Annotated in this window: 20 protein-coding genes; 7 read left to right on the forward strand and 13 right to left on the reverse strand. The window is 65.3% G+C overall.

Annotated features, from left to right (window positions below):
* Positions 1 to 147: 147 nt before the first annotated feature.
* From ACGYK4_RS00350 to ACGYK4_RS00395, 10 genes are all read right to left on the reverse strand, one after another.
* Positions 148 to 930: a crotonase/enoyl-CoA hydratase family protein gene (locus tag ACGYK4_RS00350; protein ID WP_394454676.1), complete on the reverse strand. Its 783-nt coding sequence runs from the start codon at positions 928 to 930 to the stop codon at positions 148 to 150.
* Between the two features lies 1 nt (position 931).
* Positions 932 to 1786, reverse strand: a complete 855-nt coding sequence (locus ACGYK4_RS00355; protein WP_394454677.1) for a hydroxymethylglutaryl-CoA lyase — start codon at positions 1784 to 1786, stop codon at positions 932 to 934.
* Positions 1787 to 1817: 31 nt separating this feature from the next.
* A complete protein-coding gene (locus ACGYK4_RS00360; RefSeq protein ID WP_394447291.1) occupies positions 1818 to 2486 on the reverse strand; it encodes a glutathione S-transferase family protein in 669 nt (222 codons plus the stop codon).
* Positions 2483 to 4423 carry an acetyl/propionyl/methylcrotonyl-CoA carboxylase subunit alpha gene (locus tag ACGYK4_RS00365; RefSeq protein WP_394454678.1) on the reverse strand — a complete coding sequence of 647 codons (1941 nt, stop codon included), beginning with the start codon at positions 4421 to 4423 and terminating at the stop codon, positions 2483 to 2485. The genes ACGYK4_RS00360 and ACGYK4_RS00365 overlap by 4 nt, the downstream gene beginning before the upstream one ends.
* Before the next feature lie 75 nt (positions 4424 to 4498).
* Positions 4499 to 6103 carry a carboxyl transferase domain-containing protein gene (locus tag ACGYK4_RS00370; RefSeq protein ID WP_394454679.1) on the reverse strand — a complete coding sequence of 535 codons (1605 nt, stop codon included), beginning with the start codon at positions 6101 to 6103 and terminating at the stop codon, positions 4499 to 4501.
* Positions 6100 to 7605 (reverse strand): AMP-binding protein, encoded by a 1506-nt coding sequence (locus ACGYK4_RS00375; protein WP_394454680.1) that lies wholly within the window; start codon positions 7603 to 7605, stop codon positions 6100 to 6102. The genes ACGYK4_RS00370 and ACGYK4_RS00375 overlap by 4 nt, the downstream gene beginning before the upstream one ends.
* 1 nt (position 7606) lies before the next feature.
* Positions 7607 to 8323: a flavodoxin family protein gene (locus ACGYK4_RS00380; RefSeq protein ID WP_394454681.1), complete on the reverse strand. Its 717-nt coding sequence runs from the start codon at positions 8321 to 8323 to the stop codon at positions 7607 to 7609.
* Positions 8316 to 8717, reverse strand: coding sequence for a DUF1622 domain-containing protein (locus ACGYK4_RS00385; RefSeq protein WP_271693432.1), 402 nt, complete (start codon positions 8715 to 8717; stop codon positions 8316 to 8318). Before ACGYK4_RS00385 ends, ACGYK4_RS00380 begins: the two co-directional genes overlap by 8 nt.
* 42 nt (positions 8718 to 8759) lie before the next feature.
* Positions 8760 to 9245 (reverse strand): lysozyme inhibitor LprI family protein, encoded by a 486-nt coding sequence (locus ACGYK4_RS00390; RefSeq protein ID WP_394433546.1) that lies wholly within the window; start codon positions 9243 to 9245, stop codon positions 8760 to 8762.
* Positions 9245 to 10405: an isovaleryl-CoA dehydrogenase gene (locus ACGYK4_RS00395; RefSeq protein WP_271693430.1), complete on the reverse strand. Its 1161-nt coding sequence runs from the start codon at positions 10403 to 10405 to the stop codon at positions 9245 to 9247. The genes ACGYK4_RS00390 and ACGYK4_RS00395 overlap by 1 nt, the downstream gene beginning before the upstream one ends.
* 144 nt (positions 10406 to 10549) lie before the next feature.
* Between ACGYK4_RS00395 and ACGYK4_RS00400 the strand changes: the two genes are divergently transcribed.
* Entirely contained in the window at positions 10550 to 11026 is a 477-nt protein-coding gene (locus ACGYK4_RS00400; RefSeq protein ID WP_394454682.1) for a pyridoxamine 5'-phosphate oxidase family protein, read from the forward strand.
* 2 nt (positions 11027 to 11028) lie between these two features.
* On the opposite strand, the gene ACGYK4_RS00405 is transcribed toward ACGYK4_RS00400, so the two are convergent.
* Positions 11029 to 12222, reverse strand: coding sequence for a DegT/DnrJ/EryC1/StrS family aminotransferase (locus tag ACGYK4_RS00405; RefSeq protein WP_394454683.1), 1194 nt, complete (start codon positions 12220 to 12222; stop codon positions 11029 to 11031).
* Positions 12222 to 12896, reverse strand: a complete 675-nt coding sequence (locus ACGYK4_RS00410) for an HAD-IIIA family hydrolase (RefSeq protein WP_394454684.1) — start codon at positions 12894 to 12896, stop codon at positions 12222 to 12224. Before ACGYK4_RS00410 ends, ACGYK4_RS00405 begins: the two co-directional genes overlap by 1 nt.
* A gap of 138 nt (positions 12897 to 13034) precedes the next feature.
* Between ACGYK4_RS00410 and glmU the strand changes: the two genes are divergently transcribed.
* From glmU to ACGYK4_RS00425, 3 genes are read left to right on the forward strand one after another with little or no spacing between them, the layout of a single operon-like run.
* Positions 13035 to 14387 carry a bifunctional UDP-N-acetylglucosamine diphosphorylase/glucosamine-1-phosphate N-acetyltransferase GlmU gene (gene glmU / locus ACGYK4_RS00415; RefSeq protein WP_394454685.1) on the forward strand — a complete coding sequence of 451 codons (1353 nt, stop codon included), beginning with the start codon at positions 13035 to 13037 and terminating at the stop codon, positions 14385 to 14387.
* 2 nt (positions 14388 to 14389) lie between these two features.
* Positions 14390 to 16210: a glutamine--fructose-6-phosphate transaminase (isomerizing) gene (glmS, locus tag ACGYK4_RS00420; RefSeq protein WP_394433152.1), complete on the forward strand. Its 1821-nt coding sequence runs from the start codon at positions 14390 to 14392 to the stop codon at positions 16208 to 16210.
* A complete protein-coding gene (locus ACGYK4_RS00425) occupies positions 16207 to 16905 on the forward strand; it encodes a DNA alkylation repair protein (RefSeq protein ID WP_394454686.1) in 699 nt (232 codons plus the stop codon). Before glmS ends, ACGYK4_RS00425 begins: the two co-directional genes overlap by 4 nt.
* A 3-nt stretch (positions 16906 to 16908) precedes the next feature.
* Here the strand turns inward: ACGYK4_RS00425 and ACGYK4_RS00430 are convergent, their stop codons facing one another.
* Complete coding sequence (locus tag ACGYK4_RS00430) at positions 16909 to 17424, reverse strand: hypothetical protein (RefSeq protein ID WP_394433148.1); 516 nt, start codon at positions 17422 to 17424, stop codon at positions 16909 to 16911.
* Between the two features lie 85 nt (positions 17425 to 17509).
* On the opposite strand from ACGYK4_RS00430, the gene moaA reads away from it, so the two are divergent.
* From moaA to ACGYK4_RS00445, 3 genes are read left to right on the forward strand one after another with little or no spacing between them, the layout of a single operon-like run.
* Positions 17510 to 18517 carry a GTP 3',8-cyclase MoaA gene (moaA, locus tag ACGYK4_RS00435; protein ID WP_394433146.1) on the forward strand — a complete coding sequence of 336 codons (1008 nt, stop codon included), beginning with the start codon at positions 17510 to 17512 and terminating at the stop codon, positions 18515 to 18517.
* Positions 18518 to 18521: 4 nt separating this feature from the next.
* Positions 18522 to 19814: a 3-deoxy-D-manno-octulosonic acid transferase gene (locus ACGYK4_RS00440; protein ID WP_394433144.1), complete on the forward strand. Its 1293-nt coding sequence runs from the start codon at positions 18522 to 18524 to the stop codon at positions 19812 to 19814.
* Entirely contained in the window at positions 19807 to 20850 is a 1044-nt protein-coding gene (locus ACGYK4_RS00445) for a glycosyltransferase family 4 protein (RefSeq protein WP_394454687.1), read from the forward strand. Before ACGYK4_RS00440 ends, ACGYK4_RS00445 begins: the two co-directional genes overlap by 8 nt.
* Positions 20851 to 20876 lie beyond the last annotated feature (26 nt).

Consider the following 20876-nt stretch of genomic DNA (forward strand, 5'->3'; position numbering starts at 1 on the left):
GCGGTGCGCGGCATGAGGCAAAGGCCAAAAGCCCGCGCAGACAAACTTGGAACGGGTTTAACTCTGCCCGTGGGTAGGGTCAACGGGCCAAGCCCGGTTAATGCCGCCCACGGGCCCGCAATAGAGCCATTTCGCCAAAGCCTTGAGCTAGACCACCCAAGCGGCTTTGCGCTTGTCAAAGAAGGCACCGATTCCCTCGGCGGCCTCATCGGTTTCCCAACGCGCCGCGAGGGCATCGATGGACATTTCCACCGCCTCGGGCGTGGCGATTCCACCCAAGTCCTGCGCCAGCTTCTTGGCCGCCGCCACCGCCCCAGGCGCGCAGGAGAGGTAAGGCACGACCTCGGCCTCGACTGCCGCGTCAAGTTCATCCGCCGGAACGGCGCGGGCCAACAGCCCCAGATCGACCGCCTCCGCGGCATCGAACAGACGCGCCGACATAAAGACCCGCCGCGCGCGCCCCTCGCCCATCCGTGCCAGCACGTAGGGCCCGATGGTGGCCGGGATGATGCCCAGACGGGTCTCGGTGAAGCCCATCTTCAGCGTATCGACCCCCACGGCCACGTCACAAACCGAGGCCATTCCGACGCCGCCGCCAAAGGCATTGCCCTGTAGCTTGCCGATCACCGGCTTCGGCAGCGCGTTGAGCGCGCCCAGCATCGTCGCCAGCTTACCCGCCTCCGCCGAGCGGGTCTCGGCGTCCATGTCGCGCTGGTCGCGCATCCAGCCCAGATCGCCGCCCGCGCAGAAGGATTTGCCCGCGCCGGTCAGCACCACGACACGCACCGCGTCATCCTCGGCAAGCTTGCCCGCCGCCGCGGTCAGGTCGGCCAGCATTTGCGCCGACATGGCGTTGTGTTTCTCCGGCCGGTTGAGGGTGAGCACCGCCACCCCGCGCGCGTCGGTTTCGATCGTCAAAGTCTCGTACATGTCAGCCTCGCATTGCCCGTGCCATTTCGGCGGCCTCCAGCACCACCGCCTGATCGACGCCGGTGTCGTAGCCAAGCGTCGTCAGATGTTCGTTCACCGCCTCGGTGGCGACATTGCCCGCCGCCCCCGGCGCATAGGGGCAACCGCCCAAGCCACCGACCGCCGCGTCGAAGACCCGCAGGCCCATCGACAATGAGGCGTCGATATTGGCCATCGCCCGCCCGTGGGTGTCATGGTAATGCCCCGCGAGCCGCCCCGCCGGCACCACGTCGCGCACCGAAAGCAGCATCCGCGCGATACTGTCGGGCGTGCCCGCGCCAATGGTGTCGCCGAGAGAGATTTCGTAGCAGCCCATGGCAAAAAGTCGGTCGGCCACGCGCGCCACGGCGCCGGGATCGACCTTGCCGTCATAGGGGCATTCCACCACGCAGGAAACATAGCCGCGCACCGGAATGTCCACGTGCCGCGCCTCTTCGAGGATGGGGGCGAAACGCTCGAAAGCCTCGTCGATGCTGGCGTTGATGTTCTTCTGGCTGAACCCTTCGGAGGCGGAGGCGAAAATGGCGATCTCGTCGGCCTTCGCGGCCAGCGCATCTTCATAGCCGTGCATGTTGGGCGTCAGCGCCGCATAGCGCACGCCCTCGGCACGGGTGATCTGCCCCAGCACCTCGCCCGAGCCGGCCATCTGCGGCACCCACTTGGGGCTGACGAAACTGGCGCATTCGATGCGGGCAAAGCCCGCTTGGCTCAGCTTGTTCACCAAAGCGACCTTCTCGGCCACGGGAATCTCGCGTTTCTCGTTCTGCAGCCCGTCGCGCGGGCCGACCTCGAAAATCTCACATGGTCCAAGGCTCATTGGCCGCTTTCCTTCCCTGACTGGGCCATGGTCACTCGACCGGCCATGGCGCGTAGAAATCCTTTTCGTAGAGCTTCGCCCCCTCGGGCAGCGCCTGTGCGAAGCTGTCGCGCTCCGTGATCCGTTCATACCACGCCGCGACCGAGGGGTGGTCATCCAATTTCACGAAATGCCGCGCCATGTAGACCGCTTGCCCGACCGAGATGTCGGCGGCAGAAAAGCCGGAGGTCAGCAGGTAGTCGCGGTTCTCCAGCGGCGTCGAGAGCCGCGCCTCCAGCGCGTCGTAGCATTTGCCGATCCGCGCGGCCTCGAGCTTCATCACGATGGGGCTGCGCATGTGATCCTCGCGCAGGGCGATGTGCTGCTGGGTCAGTGCCGCCGTGTGCTGGCTGATGGTCTCGGCGAAATGCACCCAGACCAGCCAAGCCATGCGGTCCGGGCTGCCGACCGAGCGGCCCATACGGTCGGGGCTGTAGCGCTCGCAGAGGTACTGGGTGATCGCCCCGGTTTCGAACATGCGCTCGCCGTCGATCTCCAGCGCTGGTACCCGGCCTGCGGGCGAGAGCACGAGGTATTCCGGATCGCGCAGGCTGCGGTCGAAGGCATGCATCTTGACCTGAAACTCCACGTCGTCCAGCTCGTGCAGCAGCCAGAGCGTGCGCATCGAGCGGGTCTGCGGACAGTGATGCAGCGTAATCATGCGCCCTCCTCGGCTTCCAGACGCACCAGCGCCGCCCCGGCCTCGACCTGATCGCCCGCTTGCGCCAGCACCTCGGCCACCACGCCGTCGCGTGCGGCGAGCAGCGAGTGTTCCATCTTCATCGCCTCCAGCACCGCCAGACGGTCGCCCTTGGTGACGCTCTGGTCGACCTCGGCGTCAATGGCGCGGACGAGGCCCGGCATCGGCGCTTCGACGATATTGCCATCGCCATGGGCGGCGGCGGCGCGGGCCAGTGGGTCGATCACGTCAAAAGCGATGCCATAGGCATCGAAGACCGTGACCACGTCGCCCGCGACCGAGACCGGGGGCGCTATATGGCCGTCGATCTTCCAGCGGCCCGCGATGCGCTCGGCGCGCACCTCGTGATCGCCCACGGACCATAGCTGCACGTCTTCTGAAAGCACCCGCACCTTCAGCAGATGCTCCTCGCCCTCGCGGCCCAGCATCACCTGATGCCGCAGGGGCCGCCAAAGGTTGAACCCGGCCTCCGCTTGCGGCTGGTCCAGCCAAAGTGCTGCCATCCCGGCCAGCGCGACATGCCGCCCCGGCACCTCAGGCTGGGCCGTCAGCGCCTCGATGTCGCGCGCGATCAGGCCCGTATCCACGTCGCCCTTGGCAAAGCCCTCATGTTCGGCCAGCGCACCGAGGAAGGCGAGGTTGGTGACCGTACCGCCAACTTCACACCCCTTCAGTGCCGCGCGCAAGCGCGACAGCGCCACGTCGCGCGTGGGCCCGTGCACGATGACCTTGGCGATCATCGGGTCGTAAAAGGGGCTGATCGTGTCGCCCGCCCGCACGCCGCTGTCGGCCCGGGTCTGGGGCGTGAAGGACAGATGTGTGAGCGTCCCGGTGGCGGGCAGGAAACCCTTCGGCACGTCCTCGGCATAAAGCCGCGCCTCGAAGGCATGACCGTTGATCGAGAGCTCATCTTGGCGCTTCGGCAGGGCTTCGCCCGCGGCGACGCGCAACTGCCATTCCACCAGATCGACCCCGGTCACCAGTTCGGTCACCGGATGCTCCACCTGAAGCCGCGTGTTCATCTCCATGAAGAAGAACCCGTCGGTCGAAAGCCCGCCCGAGCCGTCGACGATGAATTCCACCGTCCCCGCCCCGGCATAGCCGATGGCCTCGGCCGCGCGCACCGCCGCCTGGCCCATGGCCGCGCGCATCTCTTCCGTCATGCCCGGCGCCGGCGCCTCCTCGATCACCTTCTGGTGGCGGCGCTGGAGCGAGCAGTCGCGCTCGAACAGATGCACCGCATGGGTGCCGTCGCCAAAGACCTGCACCTCGATATGGCGCGGCTTGGTGACGAATTTCTCGACCAGAACGTCCGGGTTGCCAAAAGCGGTCTTGGCCTCGGAGCGCGCAGACTCCAGTGCCGCCTGAAAGCCCCCGGCCTCCTCGACGAGCCGCATGCCCTTGCCGCCGCCGCCCGCGACGGCCTTGATCAACACCGGGTAGCCGATCTTCTCGGCCTCGCGCGCCAGCAGCGCATCGTCCTGATCCGCCCCGTGATAGCCGGGCACCACGGGCACGCCCGCCTCGACCATCAGCGCTTTGGCGGCGTCCTTGAGGCCCATGGCACGAATGGCCTTGGCCGAAGGGCCGATGAAGGTCAGCCCCGCGGCCTCGACCGCCTCCACGAAATCGGGGTTCTCGCTGAGAAACCCGTAGCCCGGATGGATCGCCTGCGCGCCGGTATCGAGCGCGGCTTGGATGATCACATCGCCCTTCAGATAACTTTCCGCCGGCGCCGAGTCGCCGATATGCACCGCGGCATCCGCCATGGCGACATGTTTCGCGCCCGCATCCGCGTCCGAATACACCGCCACGCAGCGCACCCCCATGGCTTGCGCCGTTTCCATCACCCGGCAAGCAATCTCACCCCGGTTCGCAATCAGGATCGTGTCAAACATGCCCTACCCTTTTCATCTCTTTCTGGCTCCAAATATGTCGGGCGTTCCGGGGGCAGCCCCCGGACCGCGTCGCGATCACATCCGGAACAACCCAAATTTCGTCGGTTCGATCGGCGCGTTCAGACTGGCCGACAGGCTCAGGTAGAGCACGTCGCGGCTCTTGCGCGGATCGATGATCCCGTCGTCCCACAGACGCGCGGAGGCATAGAGCGGGTGGCTCTGTTCCTCGAACATATCGATCGTGGGCTGTTTGAAGGCGGTCTCTTCCTCTTCGGTCCAAGTCTCGCCCGCGCGTTCCATCGCGTCGCGCTTGACGGTGGCCAAGACGCCCGCCGCCTGCGCGCCGCCCATCACGGAGATGCGGCTGTTGGGCCATGTCCAGAGGAAGCGCGGCCGGTAGGCGCGGCCCGACATGCCATAGTTGCCCGCGCCAAAGGAGCCGCCGACGAGCATTGTGATCTTGGGCACGTTGGTGGTGGCCACCGCCGTCACCATCTTGGCGCCGTGACGCGCGATGCCTTCGTTCTCGTATTTGCGGCCCACCATGAAGCCGGTGATGTTCTGCAAGAAGACCAGCGGGATGTTGCGCTGGCTGCAAAGCTCCACGAAATGCGCGCCTTTCTGGGCCGCTTCGGAGAAGAGCACGCCGTTGTTCGCGATGATGCCGATGGGGCAACCTTTCACATGGGCAAAGCCGCAGACCAGCGTCTCGCCGAAGCGCGACTTGAACTCGTCGAAGCGGCTGCCGTCGACGAGCCGCATGATCACCTCGCGGATGTCGTAGGGCGTGCGCAGGTCGGCGGGCACAACGCCCAGCATCTCGGCGGGGTCATAGGCCGGTTCCTCGGGGCTGGCCCAATCGACGGTTGTCGGTTTGGTCTTGTTGAGCTGCCTCACTGCGCGGCGGGCCAGTGCCAGCGCATGGGCGTCGTCCTCGGCGAGGTAATCCGCCACGCCCGAGAGCCGGGTGTGCACGTCGCCGCCGCCGAGGTCTTCGGCTGAGACCACCTCGCCCGTCGCCGCCTTCACCAAGGGCGGGCCGGCAAGGAAGATCGTGCCCTGCTCTTTCACGATGATGGTGACGTCCGACATCGCAGGCACATAGGCGCCGCCTGCGGTACAAGACCCCATCACCACGGCGATCTGCGCGATGCCCTTGGCGCTCATCCGCGCCTGGTTGTAGAAGATCGCACCGAAGTGGTCGCGGTCGGGGAAAACTTCGTCTTGGTTCGGCAGGTTCGCACCGCCAGAGTCCACCAGATAGATGCAGGGCAGATGGTTCGCCTCGGCGATCTCTTGGGCGCGCAGGTGTTTTTTCACCGTCATCGGGTAATAGGTGCCGCCCTTCACGGTGGCGTCGTTGCAGACCACCATGACTTCGTGCCCCTGCACACGACCGATGCCCGCGATCACGCCCGCACAGGGCGCCGCGCCACCGTAAAGCCCATGCGCCGCGGTGGCCCCGATCTCAAGAAACGGGCTGCCGGGGTCGAGAAGATTCGCCACTCGCTCGCGGGGCAGCATCTTGCCACGGCTTTCGTGCCGCGCACGGGATTTTTCGCCCCCGCCCAAAGCCGCGGCCTCGGCCGCCTCGCGGACCTCGCTGAGCGCTTTCAGATGGGCCATCTCGTTGGCCTTGTAGGCATCCGAGGATGGCAGGGCTTGCGATGTCAGTTTCATGTTACGTCCTCATTCTCTCGCGCCGCCAGACGCTTCAATTCCTTGCGGATCACCTTGCCGGTGACGGTCATCGGCAGGTCCTCCACGAATGCGATCTCACGGGGGTAGGAATAGCTGGCGAGCCGGTCTTTCACCCAGTCCTGCAATTCCTTCGCCTCGACCACGGCACCCGGTTTCAGCACCACATAGGCCTTCACGATCTCGGTGCGGAGCGCATCGGGTTTGCCCACCACGCCGCAAGTCGCCACGGCCGCGTGCGTGAGCAGGCAATCCTCAATCTCCGCCGGGCCGATGCGGTAGCCCGCGGAGGTGATCACGTCATCCTCGCGCCCCACGAAGCGCAGGTAGTCGCCGTCCCAAATACCGCGGTCGCCGGTCAGCAGCCAGTCGCCGTGGAACTTCGCCGCCGTCTCCTCGGGCCGGTTCCAGTAGCGCAGCATCATCGAAGGCGCGCCTTTGCGCACCGCCACGTCGCCCTCGGCATCGGTGGGCTGACCGTTTTCATCCAGCACAGCCAGTTCGAACCCCGGCACCGGCTTTCCGATGCAGCCGGGCTGGGCGGGGAAATCGACGCCGCAGCTGGAAGCCACCATGTTACATTCGGTCTGGCCGTAGAACTCGTTGATCTCAAGCCCAAACGCCTCCCGGCCCCAGGCCAGCATCTCGGCCCCCAGAGGCTCGCCGCCGCTGGCGACCGAGCGCAGGCCCGGCAGCGCGACATCCGCTGCTTTCAGCATCCGCAGCGCGGTCGGCGGAAAGAACACGTTGCGCACCTCGCCTTTCGCGATCACCTCGGCGCAGCCCTCGACGGTGAACTTGGGCATCCGGGTGGCCACGACCGGCACGCCGAGCGCCAGCGCGGGCATCGCCACGTCGAAAAGCCCGCCGATCCACGCCCAATCCGCCGGGGTCCAGAGGCAATCGCCCGCCTGCCCCAGATGGTCATGGCTCACCGACACGCCCGGCAGATGGCCCGAGAGCACCCGGTGCCCGTGCAACGCGCCTTTCGGCGTGCCGGTGGTGCCGGAGGTGTAGATCAGCACGGCGGGATCGTCGGGGCCGACCTCGGCGAAATCCACCGCGTCGCCCGCCACGCCCGCCTCCGCCGCGATCCACGGGGTGGCCAGATCGCCGAGCAGTTCCGCGCCTTCCGCATCGGTCAGCACGATTTCGCAGCCCGCGTCACCCACCCGGCTGGCCAGCGCGTCACGTTTGAACAGCTTGAACAGCGGCACCGAAATCGCGCCGATCTTCCAGATCGCCAGATGGGCGGCAGCACACCAAGGCGACTGGCTGAGCAGCACGCCCACCCGGTCGCCGCGGGCGACCTGCGTTTTCAGCGCGCGGGCCAAACCGTCGACCATCTCGTGCAGCGCGCCGTAGCTCACGTCGCGCCGTTCTGTAGCGGTCAGGTCGATGATCGCCAGTGCACCGTCGGGCTGGGCGAGGCATTGCGCCGCCATGTTGCCCTGCCAGATGGGCCAGTCGCCTTCGTTCTTCATATCAGCTTCGGTACTCCGGATTTTCGAAATCGAACCGCGCGCCCGCGTCCCAGGCGTTGCGGTCATTGCCCTCACGCGGGTAGCCGCCCGCGTCCTTCAGCATCCGTGCCAGATGCAGGGCGTTCCATGTCATGATGGTGGTGTTGCGCTGCGTGAACTCGTTGTCGAAACCCGCGCGCTTGCCGTCCACATCATCGCCGTAGGAGGGCCCCGGCCCGGCCTCGCCGATCCAGCCGCAATCGGCCTGCGGCGGGATCGTGTAGCCCAGATGGTTCATCGCGAAACCGGTGGTCATGGCGACATGTTTGATGCCGTCCTCGTTGCCCGTCACCACGGTGCCGCCGACTTTGCCGTAGAATACCGACTGGCCCTTGTCATTGAGCTCACCGCTCATGGCATAGAGCCGCTCGATCAGCACGCGGCAGGTGCTGCTCTCCTCGCCCAGCCACAGCGGCGTGCCGATGATCAGAATGTCGGCGGCCAGCACCTTCTCCCAGATCGCGGGCCAGTCATCGCGGCCCCAGCCATGCTCGGTCATGTCCGGATAGACGCCCGGCGGCACTTGGTGATCCAGCAGGTAGAGGTGTTCGACACCCACGCCCTGCGCCTCCATGATCCCAGCGCTGGCGTTCATCAGAAGCTGGGTGTGGCTGTCGCCCGGGGTCTTCTTGAGCGAGCAATTGACGTAGAGCGCCTTGAGATCGGAATAGTCAGTCACGGCCGAGTTCCTTCTTCAGTTGCTCCAGTTCCCGGTCAAGGAAATAGGAGGTGATGGAGCGGATGATGACCAGCATCAGCAAGAAGAGCAGGTCCGCAAAACGCAGGCTGATCGCGGTGTGGATCACGTCCGAGACGATGAAGAGTTCCAGCCCCGCAAGGATGTAGCGCCCCAGTTCGATCCGCTCGCGGTTGGTGCGGCGGACCCGCTCGGGGCCTTTCTTGGAAACCTCGGCAATCGTCACCCCGGTCAGGAAACGTGCCGCACCGATCAGCAGCAGAATGATGGCCGCGATGTCGATGACCGCGGCGAGGATCTCGAACCCCTCGATCAGCCAAGGTAGAAAGTGGTGCAGGACACCGCCTTCTGTCTCCAGTTCTATCAGGTTTTCCATCCTGATCCCTCCGTCCTGTTTGGCCGACACAGCGAGATGCGGTTAATAGGCCGCCCCCAAACGCAGCGCCTGTTCCCCCGTCATCTGCATCAGGCAGGCCAAGGTTGCAGGCCCGCCGCCTGTGCCACCGCCCCATTGGCTGCGTTCATAATCGCAGGCGGCATCACGAAAGGTAATCCACGCGCGCTGCATGTCACGCAGCGCCTCGGCCTGCGAAGGCAGTTGCGGCTGGTAGAGGGCATTCTCCTCATCGGCGGACTTCGCCTGCACCATGCGGGCGCGGTAATTCTCGTTCAGCAGGCCGTCCCAAAAGGTCAACTCAGCATCAAGACACCCGCCCATGCCGACGGTCGTATAGCCGCCCGGCCCTTCCATGCAGAGGTTGGCCGAAAGGCCAATGCAGGCGCGCTGGTCGGTGAACTCTTCGGCCCCGGCCAGACAGTCCGCCGTGGCGGCATCGGAATAGGTGATGTCCTGCGCGGATACCGGCCCCGCCAGAAACGCGCAGGCCAGCAGGAGGGCGCGCATCACATCGCCCCCATCATCTCACGGCCCACCAGCATGCGGCGGATCTCGGACGTGCCCGCGCCGATCTCCATCAGCTTGGCATCGCGGAAGATGCGGCCCACCGGGTTGTCGCTGAGGTACCCCGCGCCGCCCATCGCCTGCACCGCCTGATGCGCCTGCACCATGGCTTGCTCCGAGGCATAGAGACAGCAGGCCGCCGCGTCCTGACGGGTCACGTCGCCCCGGTCGCAGGCTTGCGCCACGCTATAGACATAGGCCCGCGCCGAGTTCATCGCGGTGTACATATCCGCCATCTTGCCCTGCATCAGCTGGAAATCCCCGATGCGCTGGCCGAACTGCTTGCGCTCGGCCATGTAGGGCATGATCTCATCGAGACAGGCCGCCATGATGCCGAGGCCGATGCCCGCCAGCACGACGCGCTCGTAATCGAGGCCCGACATCAGCACGCGCACGCCCTTGCCCTCTTCGCCGAGGATGTTCTCGAAGGGCACTTCGCAATCCTCGAAGATCAACTCGGCGGTGTTCGAGCCGCGCATGCCGAGCTTGTCGAAATGCTTGGAGGTCGAGAACCCCTTCATCGACTTCTCGATTAAAAAGGCGGTGATGCCCTTGGAGCCGGCATCCGGGTCGGTCTTGGCATAGACCACCAGCGTCTCGGCGTCGGGGCCGTTGGTGATCCAATACTTGTTGCCGTTCAGACGGAAGTGGTCGTTCCGCTTCTCGGCATGCAGCTTCATGCTGACCACGTCGCTGCCCGCGCCCACTTCGGACATGGCCAGCGCACCGACATGCTCGCCCGAGCAGAGCTTGGGCAGGAACTGCGCCTTCTGCTCCGGGGTGCCGTTCAACTTGATCTGGTTCACGCAGAGGTTGGAATGCGCCCCGTAGGAGAGCGAGACCGAAGCCGAGGCCCGGGCGATCTCTTCCACCGCGACGGTATGGGCGACATAGCCCAGCCCCGAGCCGCCGAACTCTTCCTCGACGGTCATGCCCAGAAGGCCCAACTCACCCATTTCCTGCCAAAGCTCGGCGGGGAATTCGTTCTTGCTGTCGATCTCGGCGGCCATTGGCTTGACGCGCTCCTGCGCCCAGCGGTGCACCATCTCCCGCATGGCCGCGACGTCTTCTCCCAGATCAAACTGCATACTTGCGTTGAACACGGCTTCTCCCCCCGATTTATTGAACGCTTGTTCATTACCTACCGCCCCGCCCGCTTTGCGTCAAGCGGCGCGATGTGGAACCGCCCCGCGCCGCGGCGGGTTGGCCCTGCGACCAAGCGAACACTACAACAAAGCGAGATGCAAATGAGCGATGATCTGAAAAAAGAGTTCTGGGACCGTCTGGACGACACCCGCGCCGGGATGCTGATGACCAAGACCGCCCGCGCGATCCCAATGACCCATTACATCGACGAAGACGACCGCGCCGCCGTGCTGTGGTTCATCACGGCCAAAGGCACCGATCTGGCGCAATCCGCCGAAGGCCGTGCCGCCGCTGAATACCTGATCGCCAGCAAAGACGAATCCCTCTGGGCGCGGATCGACGGCCATGTCTCTGCCGTGACCAACCCGACTGAGTTGGACAAGATTTGGAACGCCATCGCGGGCGCATGGTTCGAGGACGGCAAGCAGGACCCGGACGTGCAATTGATCCGCTTTGACCTCACCGAAGCCGAGGTTTGGGCGACCGATGGTGGGTTCAAGTTCCTCTATGAGATCGGCAAGGCGCAGATGACCGGCCAAAAGCCCGACATGGGCACACACGGCACCATCCGTTTCTAAGCCTAGCCCCCTTGAAAAACGGCGCTGACCTCGGCCCGGATGATCCGCGCGATCAGGGCGCAATCCTCCAGCGAAAAGGTCAGCGGCACACGCATGTCGATCAACCCCGCCAGCACCGCATCGCTGGCGGGCATTCTTTCAGCCCGCGCATAGCGCCATGTGTCGTAGCGGCTGGTGAAGCCCGTAGGCTCGGCCCTGCCGAACCATTTCAACTCCACCCCGCGCGCAGCGCAGCGCGCCAACACCGCCTCGACATCCTCCGGCGACCAACCCTTCAGCAGGAATTGGATTGACGACCCGACGATGCTCTCCGCCTCGGGCCGGTCGATGACCGTGAGCCCCGGCGTGTCGCGCAGCCCCGCCTCGATCACCCGATAACGCTCATTCCAGCGGGCCACCTGTTCCGCCAGCCGCCGCAATTGCGGGCGCAGGACCGCTGCGCGCAGGTTGTCCATCCGGCCCGAGATATTGGGCGTCTCATAGCGGATCGTCTCAAAAGCATCCGGCCCCGGCGCGGCGGCGTGGCGGTCATAGAGCATGTAAGACCCCGACAGCATGATCGCCCGCGCCGCGGCCTCGGCATCATCGGTGATCAGCAGCCCGCCCTCGCCCGCGTTCACATGTTTATAGGTCTGGCAGGAAAAACACCCCAGTTTCCCCTGCGTGCCCGATGGCTTGTCGTTCCACGCCGCCCCCATCGTATGGGCGCAATCTTCGATCACCGTGATGCCGCGCGCATCGCAAAGCGCCATCAGAGCGTCCATGTCCACCAGATGGCCACGCATATGGCTGAGCAGCAGCACATCGGCCTGATCCGCCTTGGCGGCGAGGTCATCAAGGTCGATCACCAGTTGCTCCGTCACGCCGACGAAAACCGGGACCGCCCCCAGTGCGGCAATCGCCCCCGGCACCGGGGCGAGCGTGAAGGCATTGGTCAGCACCCGGTCGCCCGGTTTCACCCCCACCGCGCGCAGCGCCGTGGCCATGGCATAGCCGCCCGAGGCCACGGCGAGACAATATTTCGCCCCCGTCATCGCGGCGAATTCCTGCTCCAGCAGGGCAACCTCGGCCACCTCCCCCGGGACTGTGTTGTAGCGGTGCAACCGTCCGTGACGCATCACCGCCACTGCCGCCTCGATCGCATCTTCGGGGATCGGCTCTTGCTGCGTGAAACTGCCGGTGAACCGCTCGGCCATCAGGCGGCTTTGCCGATTAAACGTTCAATGACCTCCGGCAGGTCGGCGAAATCGTCCAACAGCGCTTCGGGCTCCAGCGCGGCCATGTCTTCGCCCGAGGGGCCGAAGGTCACCAGCACGCACGGAACCCCTGCGGCTTTGGCGGTTTTGCGGTCGGTGTCGCTGTCGCCGATCAACACGCATTGCGCCGGATCGCCCCCGGCACGGCGGGCGGTTTCGAACAGGTGTTCCGGGTCGGGTTTGCGCACGGCCAGCGTATCGGCCCCCAGCATCGCACCGAATGCGTCGCGCACGCCAAGACGGGTCAGCAGCAACTCCGCCAAAGCCTCGGGTTTGTTGGTGCAGATCGCCACGCGGTAGCCTGCGGCTTTGAGCGCGGCCACAGCCTCCATCGCGCCGGGGTACATGATGGTATGGGTGTCGATGTCGCGCCCATAGGCTTCGAGCAGCATCGGGTAATAGTGGTCGATCGTCGCCGCGTCATCGGCACGGCCCAGCTTTTGCATCCCCAAGGTCAGCATCGCCCGCCCGCCGCGCAGCGCAGTGCCCGCATCCTCGGCATGGACCAGCACATCGCCCTCGCCCATGTCACGGAAACAGGCATTGGCGGCGGCGATCAAATCGCCCGAGGTATCGGCCAAGGTGCCGTCGAGATCGAAAACCACTGTCTTCACTGGATACTCCTTGGGCGGAACCCCGCCTTGCAAAATGGCATCGTGTTGCAGTCCGCAATCTAGTTTGATGGGCCGCAACCTTGCGCCTTTGTGCGAAGCGCGTAAAGAGAATGCAAGCTGAAGGACAAAGAGATTTACATGGAAACTGCATTGATCATCCTCGCCGCGGGCAAGGGGACACGGATGAACTCGGACCTGCCAAAGGTGCTGCACCGCGTGGCCTCTGCCCCGATGCTGGAACACGCTATGGCCGCGGGCGCCATGCTCGGCCCCCGCCATACGGTCGTGGTGGCCGGGCACGGGGCCGATCAGGTCCGCGCCGCCGCCACGCTTTTTGACGAAGACGCGCAGGTCGTCGAACAGACCGAGCAGTTGGGCACGGCCCATGCGGTGGCACAGGCCCGCCCGGCGCTGGACGGGTTCGAGGGCATGGCGCTGGTGCTCTACGGTGACACGCCCTTCGTCCAGCCCGAGACCCTTGAGAAGATGCAAGAGGCGCTGGCGACACATGACGTGGTGGTTCTGGGGTTTGAGGCTGCCGATCCCGCCCGCTATGGTCGTTTGGTGATGCAGGGCGACGCCTTGGAGCGGATCGTCGAGTTCAAGGACGCCTCCGCCGAAGAGCGCGCGATTACCTTGTGCAACTCCGGCGTGGTGGCCTGTAAATCCGAACTGCTCTTCGATTTGATCGACAAGGTCGGCAACGACAACGCATCGGAAGAATACTACCTCACCGATATCATCGGCATCGCCCGCGCCGAGGGCCGCAGCGCCACGGTTGTTACCTGCGATGAGGCCGAGACCATGGGCGTCAACTCCCGCGCCGATCTGGCGAGGGCCGAGGCCGCGTTCCAATCCCGCGCCCGCGATCTACTGATGGAAGACGGCGTAACCTTGGTCGCCCCCGAAACCGTCTTCCTGTCGCGCGACACTTTCATCGGGCGCGATACGGTGGTGGAGCCGAATGTCGTCTTCGGCCCGAATGTCACCGTGGAATCCGGCAGCACCATCCGCGCCTTCTCGCATCTCGAAGGGTGCCATGTCTCACGCGGCGGGGTCGTCGGCCCCTACGCCCGGTTGCGCCCCGGCGCGGAACTGGCCGAAGACGTGCGCATCGGCAATTTCGTCGAGGTGAAGAACGCGCAGATCGCCGAAGGGGCCAAGGTCAACCACCTGAGCTACATCGGCGACGCTACCGTCGGCGCGCGCAGCAACATCGGCGCGGGCACGATCACCTGCAATTATGACGGGGTGATGAAACATCACACCACCATCGGCGCAGGGGCGTTCATCGGGTCGAACACCATGCTCGTGGCCCCGGTGACCATCGGCGAGGGCGCGATGACCGGCTCGGGCTCGGTCATCACCTCGGACGTGGAGCCAGAGGCGCTGGCCCTGTCGCGCGCCCCGCAGGTTGAGAAACCCGGCATGGCGCGCAAAATGTTCGAAATTTTGAAGGCCAAGAAGGCAAAATTGCAAAGAGGCAGCTAATTATGTGTGGAATTGTCGGGGTGCTTGGCACCCATGAAGTCGCGCCGATCTTGGTCGAAGCGCTGAAACGGCTGGAATATCGCGGCTATGACAGCGCGGGCATCGCGACCCTGAACGAAGGCAAGCTTGAGCGCCGTCGCGCCTTGGGCAAGCTGGTAAACCTCTCGGACGCGCTGGTGCATGAGCCGCTGGCGGGTAAGTCGGGCATCGGCCACACCCGCTGGGCCACCCATGGCGCGCCGAGCGTCACCAACGCCCACCCGCATCAGGCGGGACCAGTGGCCGTGGTGCATAACGGGATCATCGAAAACTTTCGTGAGTTGCGGGCCGAACTGGCCGAACATGGCGCGCAATTCGTGACCGAGACCGATACCGAGACCGTCGCCCTCCTGACCCAGCATCACATGGCGCAGGGCGCAGGCCCGGTAGAGGCCGCCAAACAGACGCTTGCCCGGCTCGAAGGCGCTTTCGCGCTGGCTTTCCTTTTTGACGGACACGACGACCTGATGATCGCGGCGCGCAAGGGCTCGCCCTTGGCCATCGGCTATGGCGAGGGTGAAATGTATGTGGGCAGTGACGCCATCGCGCTTGCCCCGCTGACCCACCAGATCGCCTACCTCGAAGAAGGGGATTGTGCAGTCATCACCCGGACCTCGGTCGAGGTCACCGACCGCAACGGGGCGCTCGCCAACCGCGCGATCAAATCCGTGCAGATCGACAATACCCGCATCGACAAGGCGGGGCACAAACACTTCATGGCCAAGGAAATCGCCGAGCAACCCGGCGTGATCGGCGCGGCCATCGGCCATTACCTCACCCCCGAAGGCGAGATCAACATCAGCGCGCAGGATATTGATTTTACGCAGTTTGACCGGATCCTCATGGTCGCTTGCGGCACGGCCTCCTACGCCTGCTTCACCGCGAAATACTGGTTTGAGCAGATCGCCCGCCTGCCGGTCGAGATCGATGTTGCCTCGGAATTCCGCTACCGTGAACCGCCGATCCCGCCCCGGACGCTCGCGGTTTTCGTCAGCCAATCGGGTGAGACCGCCGACACGCTCGCCGCTCTGCGCTATTGCGAGGGCAAAGCCGCGCGTATCCTGTCGGTCGTCAACGTGCCCGAAAGCTCCATCGCCCGCGAAAGCGATCTGGCGCTGCCGATCCACGCCGGTGTCGAAGTCGGCGTCGCCTCGACCAAGGCCTTCACCTGCCAGTTGGTCGTCCTCTTCGCGCTGGTGCTCAAAGCCGCGCGGGACCGCGATGTGATCAGCACAGAGAACTTCGCGGATCACATCTCAGCCCTGCGCGGGCTGCCCGCGACCATCAGCACCGCGCTTGAACAAAACGACGCGATGCAGGAGGCCGCGCTCAAGCTCTCCCATGCCCGCGACGTGCTGTTCCTTGGCCGGGGCCAGATGTACCCCCTCGCCCTTGAAGGCGCGCTGAAACTCAAGGAAATCAGCTACATCCACGCCGAAGCTTATGCATCGGGTGAGCTGAAACACGGCCCCATCGCGCTGGTGGATGAGCATGTGCCGGTGGTCGTCATGGCCCCGCGCGACGCGCTGTTCGACAAGACCGTCAGCAACATGCAAGAGGTCATGGCGCGCAAGGGCAAGGTGATCTTGATCTCCGATGCCAAAGGTCAGGCCGAGGCCAATGACGGGGTCTGGTTCAGCATCGAAATGCCCCCGGTGCCGGATGCGCTGGCGCCGATCCTCTATGCGGTTCCAGCGCAGTTGCTGGCCTACCACACCGCCGTGGCGAAGGGCACGGATGTGGACCAGCCGCGCAATCTGGCGAAATCGGTGACGGTGGAATGACCCCCGAAACCGCTTTGCAGGAGCTCGAAGCGCAGGCCAACCCGGCCCGCGCGGAAGAGATGCGCGCCTATCACAAGGCCGACCGGCGCTATCTCGGCCTGACCAACCCGCAAATCGCAGCGCTTGCGCAAAGCTGGCGAGCGGCACTCGATGTCGAAGGCCGTGTCGCCCTCGCCGATGGGCTTTGGCAGTCCGACATTTTCGAGGCGCGTGTGGCGGCGGCCAAATTGCTGACCCAAGCGCGGCTGCGCCCCGATGATCAGGCCGCTTGGGCGTTGATCGCAAGTTGGACGGCGGATTTCGACAGTTGGGCGATTGCCGATCATGCCAGCATGGCGGCACAGAAACGTCTGGTGGCTGACCCCACCCGCTTGGACGAGGTGGAAGACTGGGTCGCCTCGGATCACCTTTGGACCCGGCGCGCGGCACTTGTCTCCACCCTGCCTTGGACCAAGCAGAACAATCCCAAACCAGAGGAGCTTGAAGCCCGCGACCGTATCCTCGGCTGGGCCGCGACGATGGTGCCGGATCACCGCTGGTTCATCCAGAAAGCCATCGGTTGGTGGCTGCGCGATCTGTCGAAACACGACGCTGACCGCACCAGCGCCTTCATCGCCACCCATGGGGAGGCGATGAAACCTTTCGCGGTGAAAGAAGCCCTGCGCCTGCTGAAAAAGTCAGAAGGCGCAGGCTGACCCTTAGCCTTCGGTCGAGACCTCGACCGTGGTAAGGTCGGTCAGCGACGCGCCGATCAAACGCAAGGCAGGCAGCGACATGCGGCTGCCTGCGGTTGCGGGCCCCTCCAGCGGGATCAATGTCACGGCGGCGGATTTGCCCGTTGCGGGGTTGGTCACCCGCCCCGGCTGTTCGGCGTCGATCAGAGGTGTTTTCAACCACAGCCCCGGCTCCGTCGCGCTGCCCAAGCTGACCACGGTCGACCCCAAGGCGGCACCGGCGCTGGCAGGCGCGCGGGTGGCCGCTTCGCGCTCTGCGGCCGTGGTGGTATCCAGCGCCTCGGCGCTGCTGCCCGCGGTGGCGATGGGAGAGGCGGCGGGCGGCGTTGCGCTCGGAGTTGCGACCTCAGCCGTGGCATCGACCGATGCGGGTGCGGGTGCAGGCTCTGACTGGCTGGCATCCATCCCGAGGCGTTCCGTCAGGTTGCTGCAACCGGCGGTGGCGGCGGCGATGAAAAGCGGTAAGATTATACGTGTCATTCGCGCAGCCTATCCGTGCCCTGCCCCCTTATCAATCGCCCAAATGGCGCTTGCCCCGGGTTGGGCGGGGCATTACCTATGAAGCATGACAGCACCCCTCATTGACCCTTTCATGCGCGCGATCACCTATCTGCGCGTCTCCGTCACCGACCGCTGCGATTTTCGCTGCGTCTACTGCATGTCGGAGAACATGACCTTCCTGCCGAAGAAGGAATTGCTGACGCTGGAGGAGCTCGACCGCCTGTGCAGCAATTTCATCGACCTCGGCGTCGAGAAGCTGCGCATCACCGGGGGCGAGCCGCTGGTCCGGCGCGGCATCATGACCTTCTTTGACGGCATGAAACGGCACCTCGACAGTGGCAAGCTGAAAGAGCTGACGCTGACCACCAACGGCAGCCAGTTGGAGCGTTTCGCTGACGATCTCTATGCCGCCGGGGTGCGCCGGGTGAATGTCTCGCTCGACACGCTGGACGAGCAGAAATTCGCGGATATCACCCGCTGGGGCCGCCTGCCGCAGGTGCTGCGCGGGATCGACGCGGCGCAGCGCGCAGGCCTGAAGATTAAGATCAACGCCGTGGCGCTCAAGGGCTTCAACGAGCCGGAACTGCTGCATATGACCGAATGGTGCGCCGAGCGGGGCATAGATCTCACGTGGATCGAAGTCATGCCGATGGGCGACTTGGGCAATGAGGATCGTTTCGGCCAATACTGGTCGCTGCGCGACGTGCGCGCGCGTTACGCCGAGCATTACACCGTCACCGATCTGGCTGAGCGTACGGGGGGCCCTGCGCGCTATGTGCGGCTGGAGGAGACCGGGCAGAAGATCGGCTTCATCACGCCTCTGAGCCACAACTTCTGCGAAAGCTGTAACCGCGTGCGGGTCACCTGCACCGGCGAGATTTTCATGTGTCTGGGCCAAGAGGACGTGGCCGATCTGCGCAAACCTCTGCGCGACCACCCGGACACGGACCTGCCGTTGCAGGAGGCCATTCGCGCGGCCATCGACCGCAAGCCCAAAGGCCATGATTTCGACTATTCGCGGCAGCGTGTCGACGGGCAGATGCCCCGCCACATGAGCCACACGGGCGGCTGAGCCTTTGGCTGTGCCGTTTCTCTACCGGGCATGGGTCGCGGCGAGCCGTATGATCTTGCCCGTGGCCGGGCGGCGCTCCATGGCCAAACTGCGCCGCGCCGAGGTCGCAACAGAACGCGCGCGCGAAAAGCTGGGCCATGCCAGCCAACACCGCCCCGAGGGGCAGTTGATCTGGTTTCACGCAGCCTCGGTTGGGGAGAGCCTGTCGGTTCTGGCGCTGATCGACCGGATGGGGCGCGCTTTGCCGCAGGCGCATTTCCTCATCACCTCCGGCACCGCCACCTCGGCCCGTTTGGTGGGCAGCCGCCTGCCCCCGCGCACGCAGCATCAGTTCGCCCCGCTCGACGCCCCCGGCCCGCTAAAGCGTTTCCTTGACCATTGGCGGCCCGATGCGGCGCTCTTCGTGGAAAGCGAGCTTTGGCCGCAGATGCTGCGACGGACCCATGCACGGGGCACGGCGATGGCGCTGATCAACGCCCGCCTCTCGCAACGCTCTATCGAAAGCTGGCAGAAACGGCCCGCACTGGCGGGGTTCCTCTTTGGCGTGTTTGACCTGATCCTGACACAGAATGACGCGATGGCCCGGGCCATGGCCACGATCAACGCCCCGGCTGACCGGGTCACGCCGGGGATCAACCTCAAGTCCATGGCGGGCCCCTTGCCACAGGATGAGGAGACCATCGCCGAGGCGCGGGAGGCCTTGGAGGGCCGCCCTGTCTGGATCGCCTCCTCAACCCACCCGGGCGAGGAGAAAGCGGTCTTGGAGGCGCATCGCCAACTGCTGGAGCGCATCCCCGAGCTGTGCTTGATCCTTGCCCCCCGCCACCCCGAGCGGGGTGACGAGGTCGCCGGTCTCATCGCCAGCTACGGTCTGACGCATGGGCGTCGAACACGGGGCGACATGCCGCGCGAACAGGTCTATCTGGCCGACACTCTGGGCGAGTTGGGCACATGGTACGCGCTATCCGACATCGTCTTTCTGGGCGGGTCGCTGCAACCGATTGGGGGGCACAACCCCTATGAGGTCGCGCAGGCCGGGGCGATGGTGCTCTCGGGCACCCATGTCGCCAATTTTGCCGAGACCTATGCCGAGATGGAAGCCGAGGGCGCCGCGCGGCTGGTGGCGGGCACGCAGGATTTGGCGGACCGTGTGGGGGCTCTGCTGCGCAACGATATTGCCCGTGCAAGTGGTGTAGCCGCGGCCAAGGCCTATGCCGCCGGGCAGACCGACAAGCTCGACAGTATTGCCGAGCGTCTGATCACGGCCCTGCACCTGCGAGAGGACAGCGATGCCTGAGCTTTTCGTCACCAACTACAACCGTAATTTCACCGGGGTGTCGGCCACGGCGGCCAATGTGGTCCGGCAACAGGTCGACCGGCATGACTTGGCGCTGGTGGGCCAGCCCCTGCCCGGCTGCCCGGTGCCACTGACCCGCGTCGCGGCGGGGCGGATCACCCGCAAACATCCCCCCCAAGACCGCCCTTTCGCCATCTGGCATGTGCGCCGCAACACCGAAATGCGCAGCGCGCTTTGGCTGCGCGATGTGCGTGGGGCAAATATCCGGATCGTCTTTACCTCTGCCGCGCAGCGCCTGCATTCGGCCTATCCGCGTTGGCTGATCCGGCAAATGGACGCGGTGATCGCCACGACCGAACGCGCGGCGGAGTTTGTGCCCCATGTCCGCGCCGTGGTGCCGCATGGGGTAGACACCGATGTCTTCTCCCCCGCCACCAACCGGGCGAACGCTTGGGAGCAGTTGGGCTTTGGCGGCACCCATGGCATCGCCACCGTGGGGCGCATCCGGCCTGAGAAAGGCACCGACCTTTTCGTGGAGGCCATGCTGCGCCTGCTGCCCCAACGCCCCGGCGCGGTGGCGCTGGTGATTGGCCGGGCGGGCGGCAAACATGAGGCGTTTTTGACCAAGCTCAGGGCCCAGGTCGAGGCCGCAGGCCTTGCCAATCGGCTGCTTTTCATCGGCGAATACCCCGCCGCCGATCTACCGAAACTGATGCGCGCCCTGTCTCTGGTGGTGCAACTGCCGCGCTACGAGGGCTATGGCATGGTCCCGCTCGAAGCGCTGGCCTCAGGCGTGCCTTTCGTGGGCAGCGATGCGGGCTATTACGGCGCTTTTTCGAACGGGGGCCGCGTGGGCAAAGTCGTGCCACTGGGTGCGGCAGAGGCTGCGGCCCAAGCCGCGCTGTCCCTGCTCGAGCGCGAGGATCAAGCCGCCCTCTCCGAGGCCGCGCGCCACTGGGCTGAACAGCGTTTCAGCGCCCGGGCCGAGGCCGATGGGATCGAAGCCGTCTACAACGCGCTTTGGGAGCGCGGCTAGCCCCCAAAGCAAAACGCGCCCCCCAA

Source organism: Sulfitobacter sp. 1A13368 (genome assembly GCF_043557275.1).
Classification (GTDB): domain Bacteria; phylum Pseudomonadota; class Alphaproteobacteria; order Rhodobacterales; family Rhodobacteraceae; genus Sulfitobacter; species Sulfitobacter faviae.

Excerpts from the sequence above, each read along its gene's own strand:
- ACGYK4_RS00350 (WP_394454676.1), bottom strand. The coding sequence starts at position 930 with ATGTACGAGACTTTGACGATCGAAACCGACGCGCGCGGGGTGGCGGTG.
- ACGYK4_RS00355 (WP_394454677.1), bottom strand. The coding sequence starts at position 1,786 with ATGAGCCTTGGACCATGTGAGATTTTCGAGGTCGGCCCGCGCGACGGG.
- ACGYK4_RS00360 (WP_394447291.1), bottom strand. The coding sequence starts at position 2,486 with ATGATTACGCTGCATCACTGTCCGCAGACCCGCTCGATGCGCACGCTC.
- ACGYK4_RS00365 (WP_394454678.1), bottom strand. The coding sequence starts at position 4,423 with ATGTTTGACACGATCCTGATTGCGAACCGGGGTGAGATTGCTTGCCGG.
- ACGYK4_RS00370 (WP_394454679.1), bottom strand. The coding sequence starts at position 6,103 with ATGAAACTGACATCGCAAGCCCTGCCATCCTCGGATGCCTACAAGGCC.
- ACGYK4_RS00375 (WP_394454680.1), bottom strand. The coding sequence starts at position 7,605 with ATGAAGAACGAAGGCGACTGGCCCATCTGGCAGGGCAACATGGCGGCG.
- ACGYK4_RS00385 (WP_271693432.1), bottom strand. The coding sequence starts at position 8,717 with ATGGAAAACCTGATAGAACTGGAGACAGAAGGCGGTGTCCTGCACCAC.
- ACGYK4_RS00390 (WP_394433546.1), bottom strand. The coding sequence starts at position 9,245 with ATGCGCGCCCTCCTGCTGGCCTGCGCGTTTCTGGCGGGGCCGGTATCC.
- ACGYK4_RS00400 (WP_394454682.1), top strand. The coding sequence starts at position 10,550 with ATGAGCGATGATCTGAAAAAAGAGTTCTGGGACCGTCTGGACGACACC.
- ACGYK4_RS00405 (WP_394454683.1), bottom strand. The coding sequence starts at position 12,222 with ATGGCCGAGCGGTTCACCGGCAGTTTCACGCAGCAAGAGCCGATCCCC.
- glmU (WP_394454685.1), top strand. The coding sequence starts at position 13,035 with ATGGAAACTGCATTGATCATCCTCGCCGCGGGCAAGGGGACACGGATG.
- glmS (WP_394433152.1), top strand. The coding sequence starts at position 14,390 with ATGTGTGGAATTGTCGGGGTGCTTGGCACCCATGAAGTCGCGCCGATC.
- ACGYK4_RS00425 (WP_394454686.1), top strand. The coding sequence starts at position 16,207 with ATGACCCCCGAAACCGCTTTGCAGGAGCTCGAAGCGCAGGCCAACCCG.
- ACGYK4_RS00430 (WP_394433148.1), bottom strand. The coding sequence starts at position 17,424 with ATGACACGTATAATCTTACCGCTTTTCATCGCCGCCGCCACCGCCGGT.
- moaA (WP_394433146.1), top strand. The coding sequence starts at position 17,510 with ATGACAGCACCCCTCATTGACCCTTTCATGCGCGCGATCACCTATCTG.
- ACGYK4_RS00445 (WP_394454687.1), top strand. The coding sequence starts at position 19,807 with ATGCCTGAGCTTTTCGTCACCAACTACAACCGTAATTTCACCGGGGTG.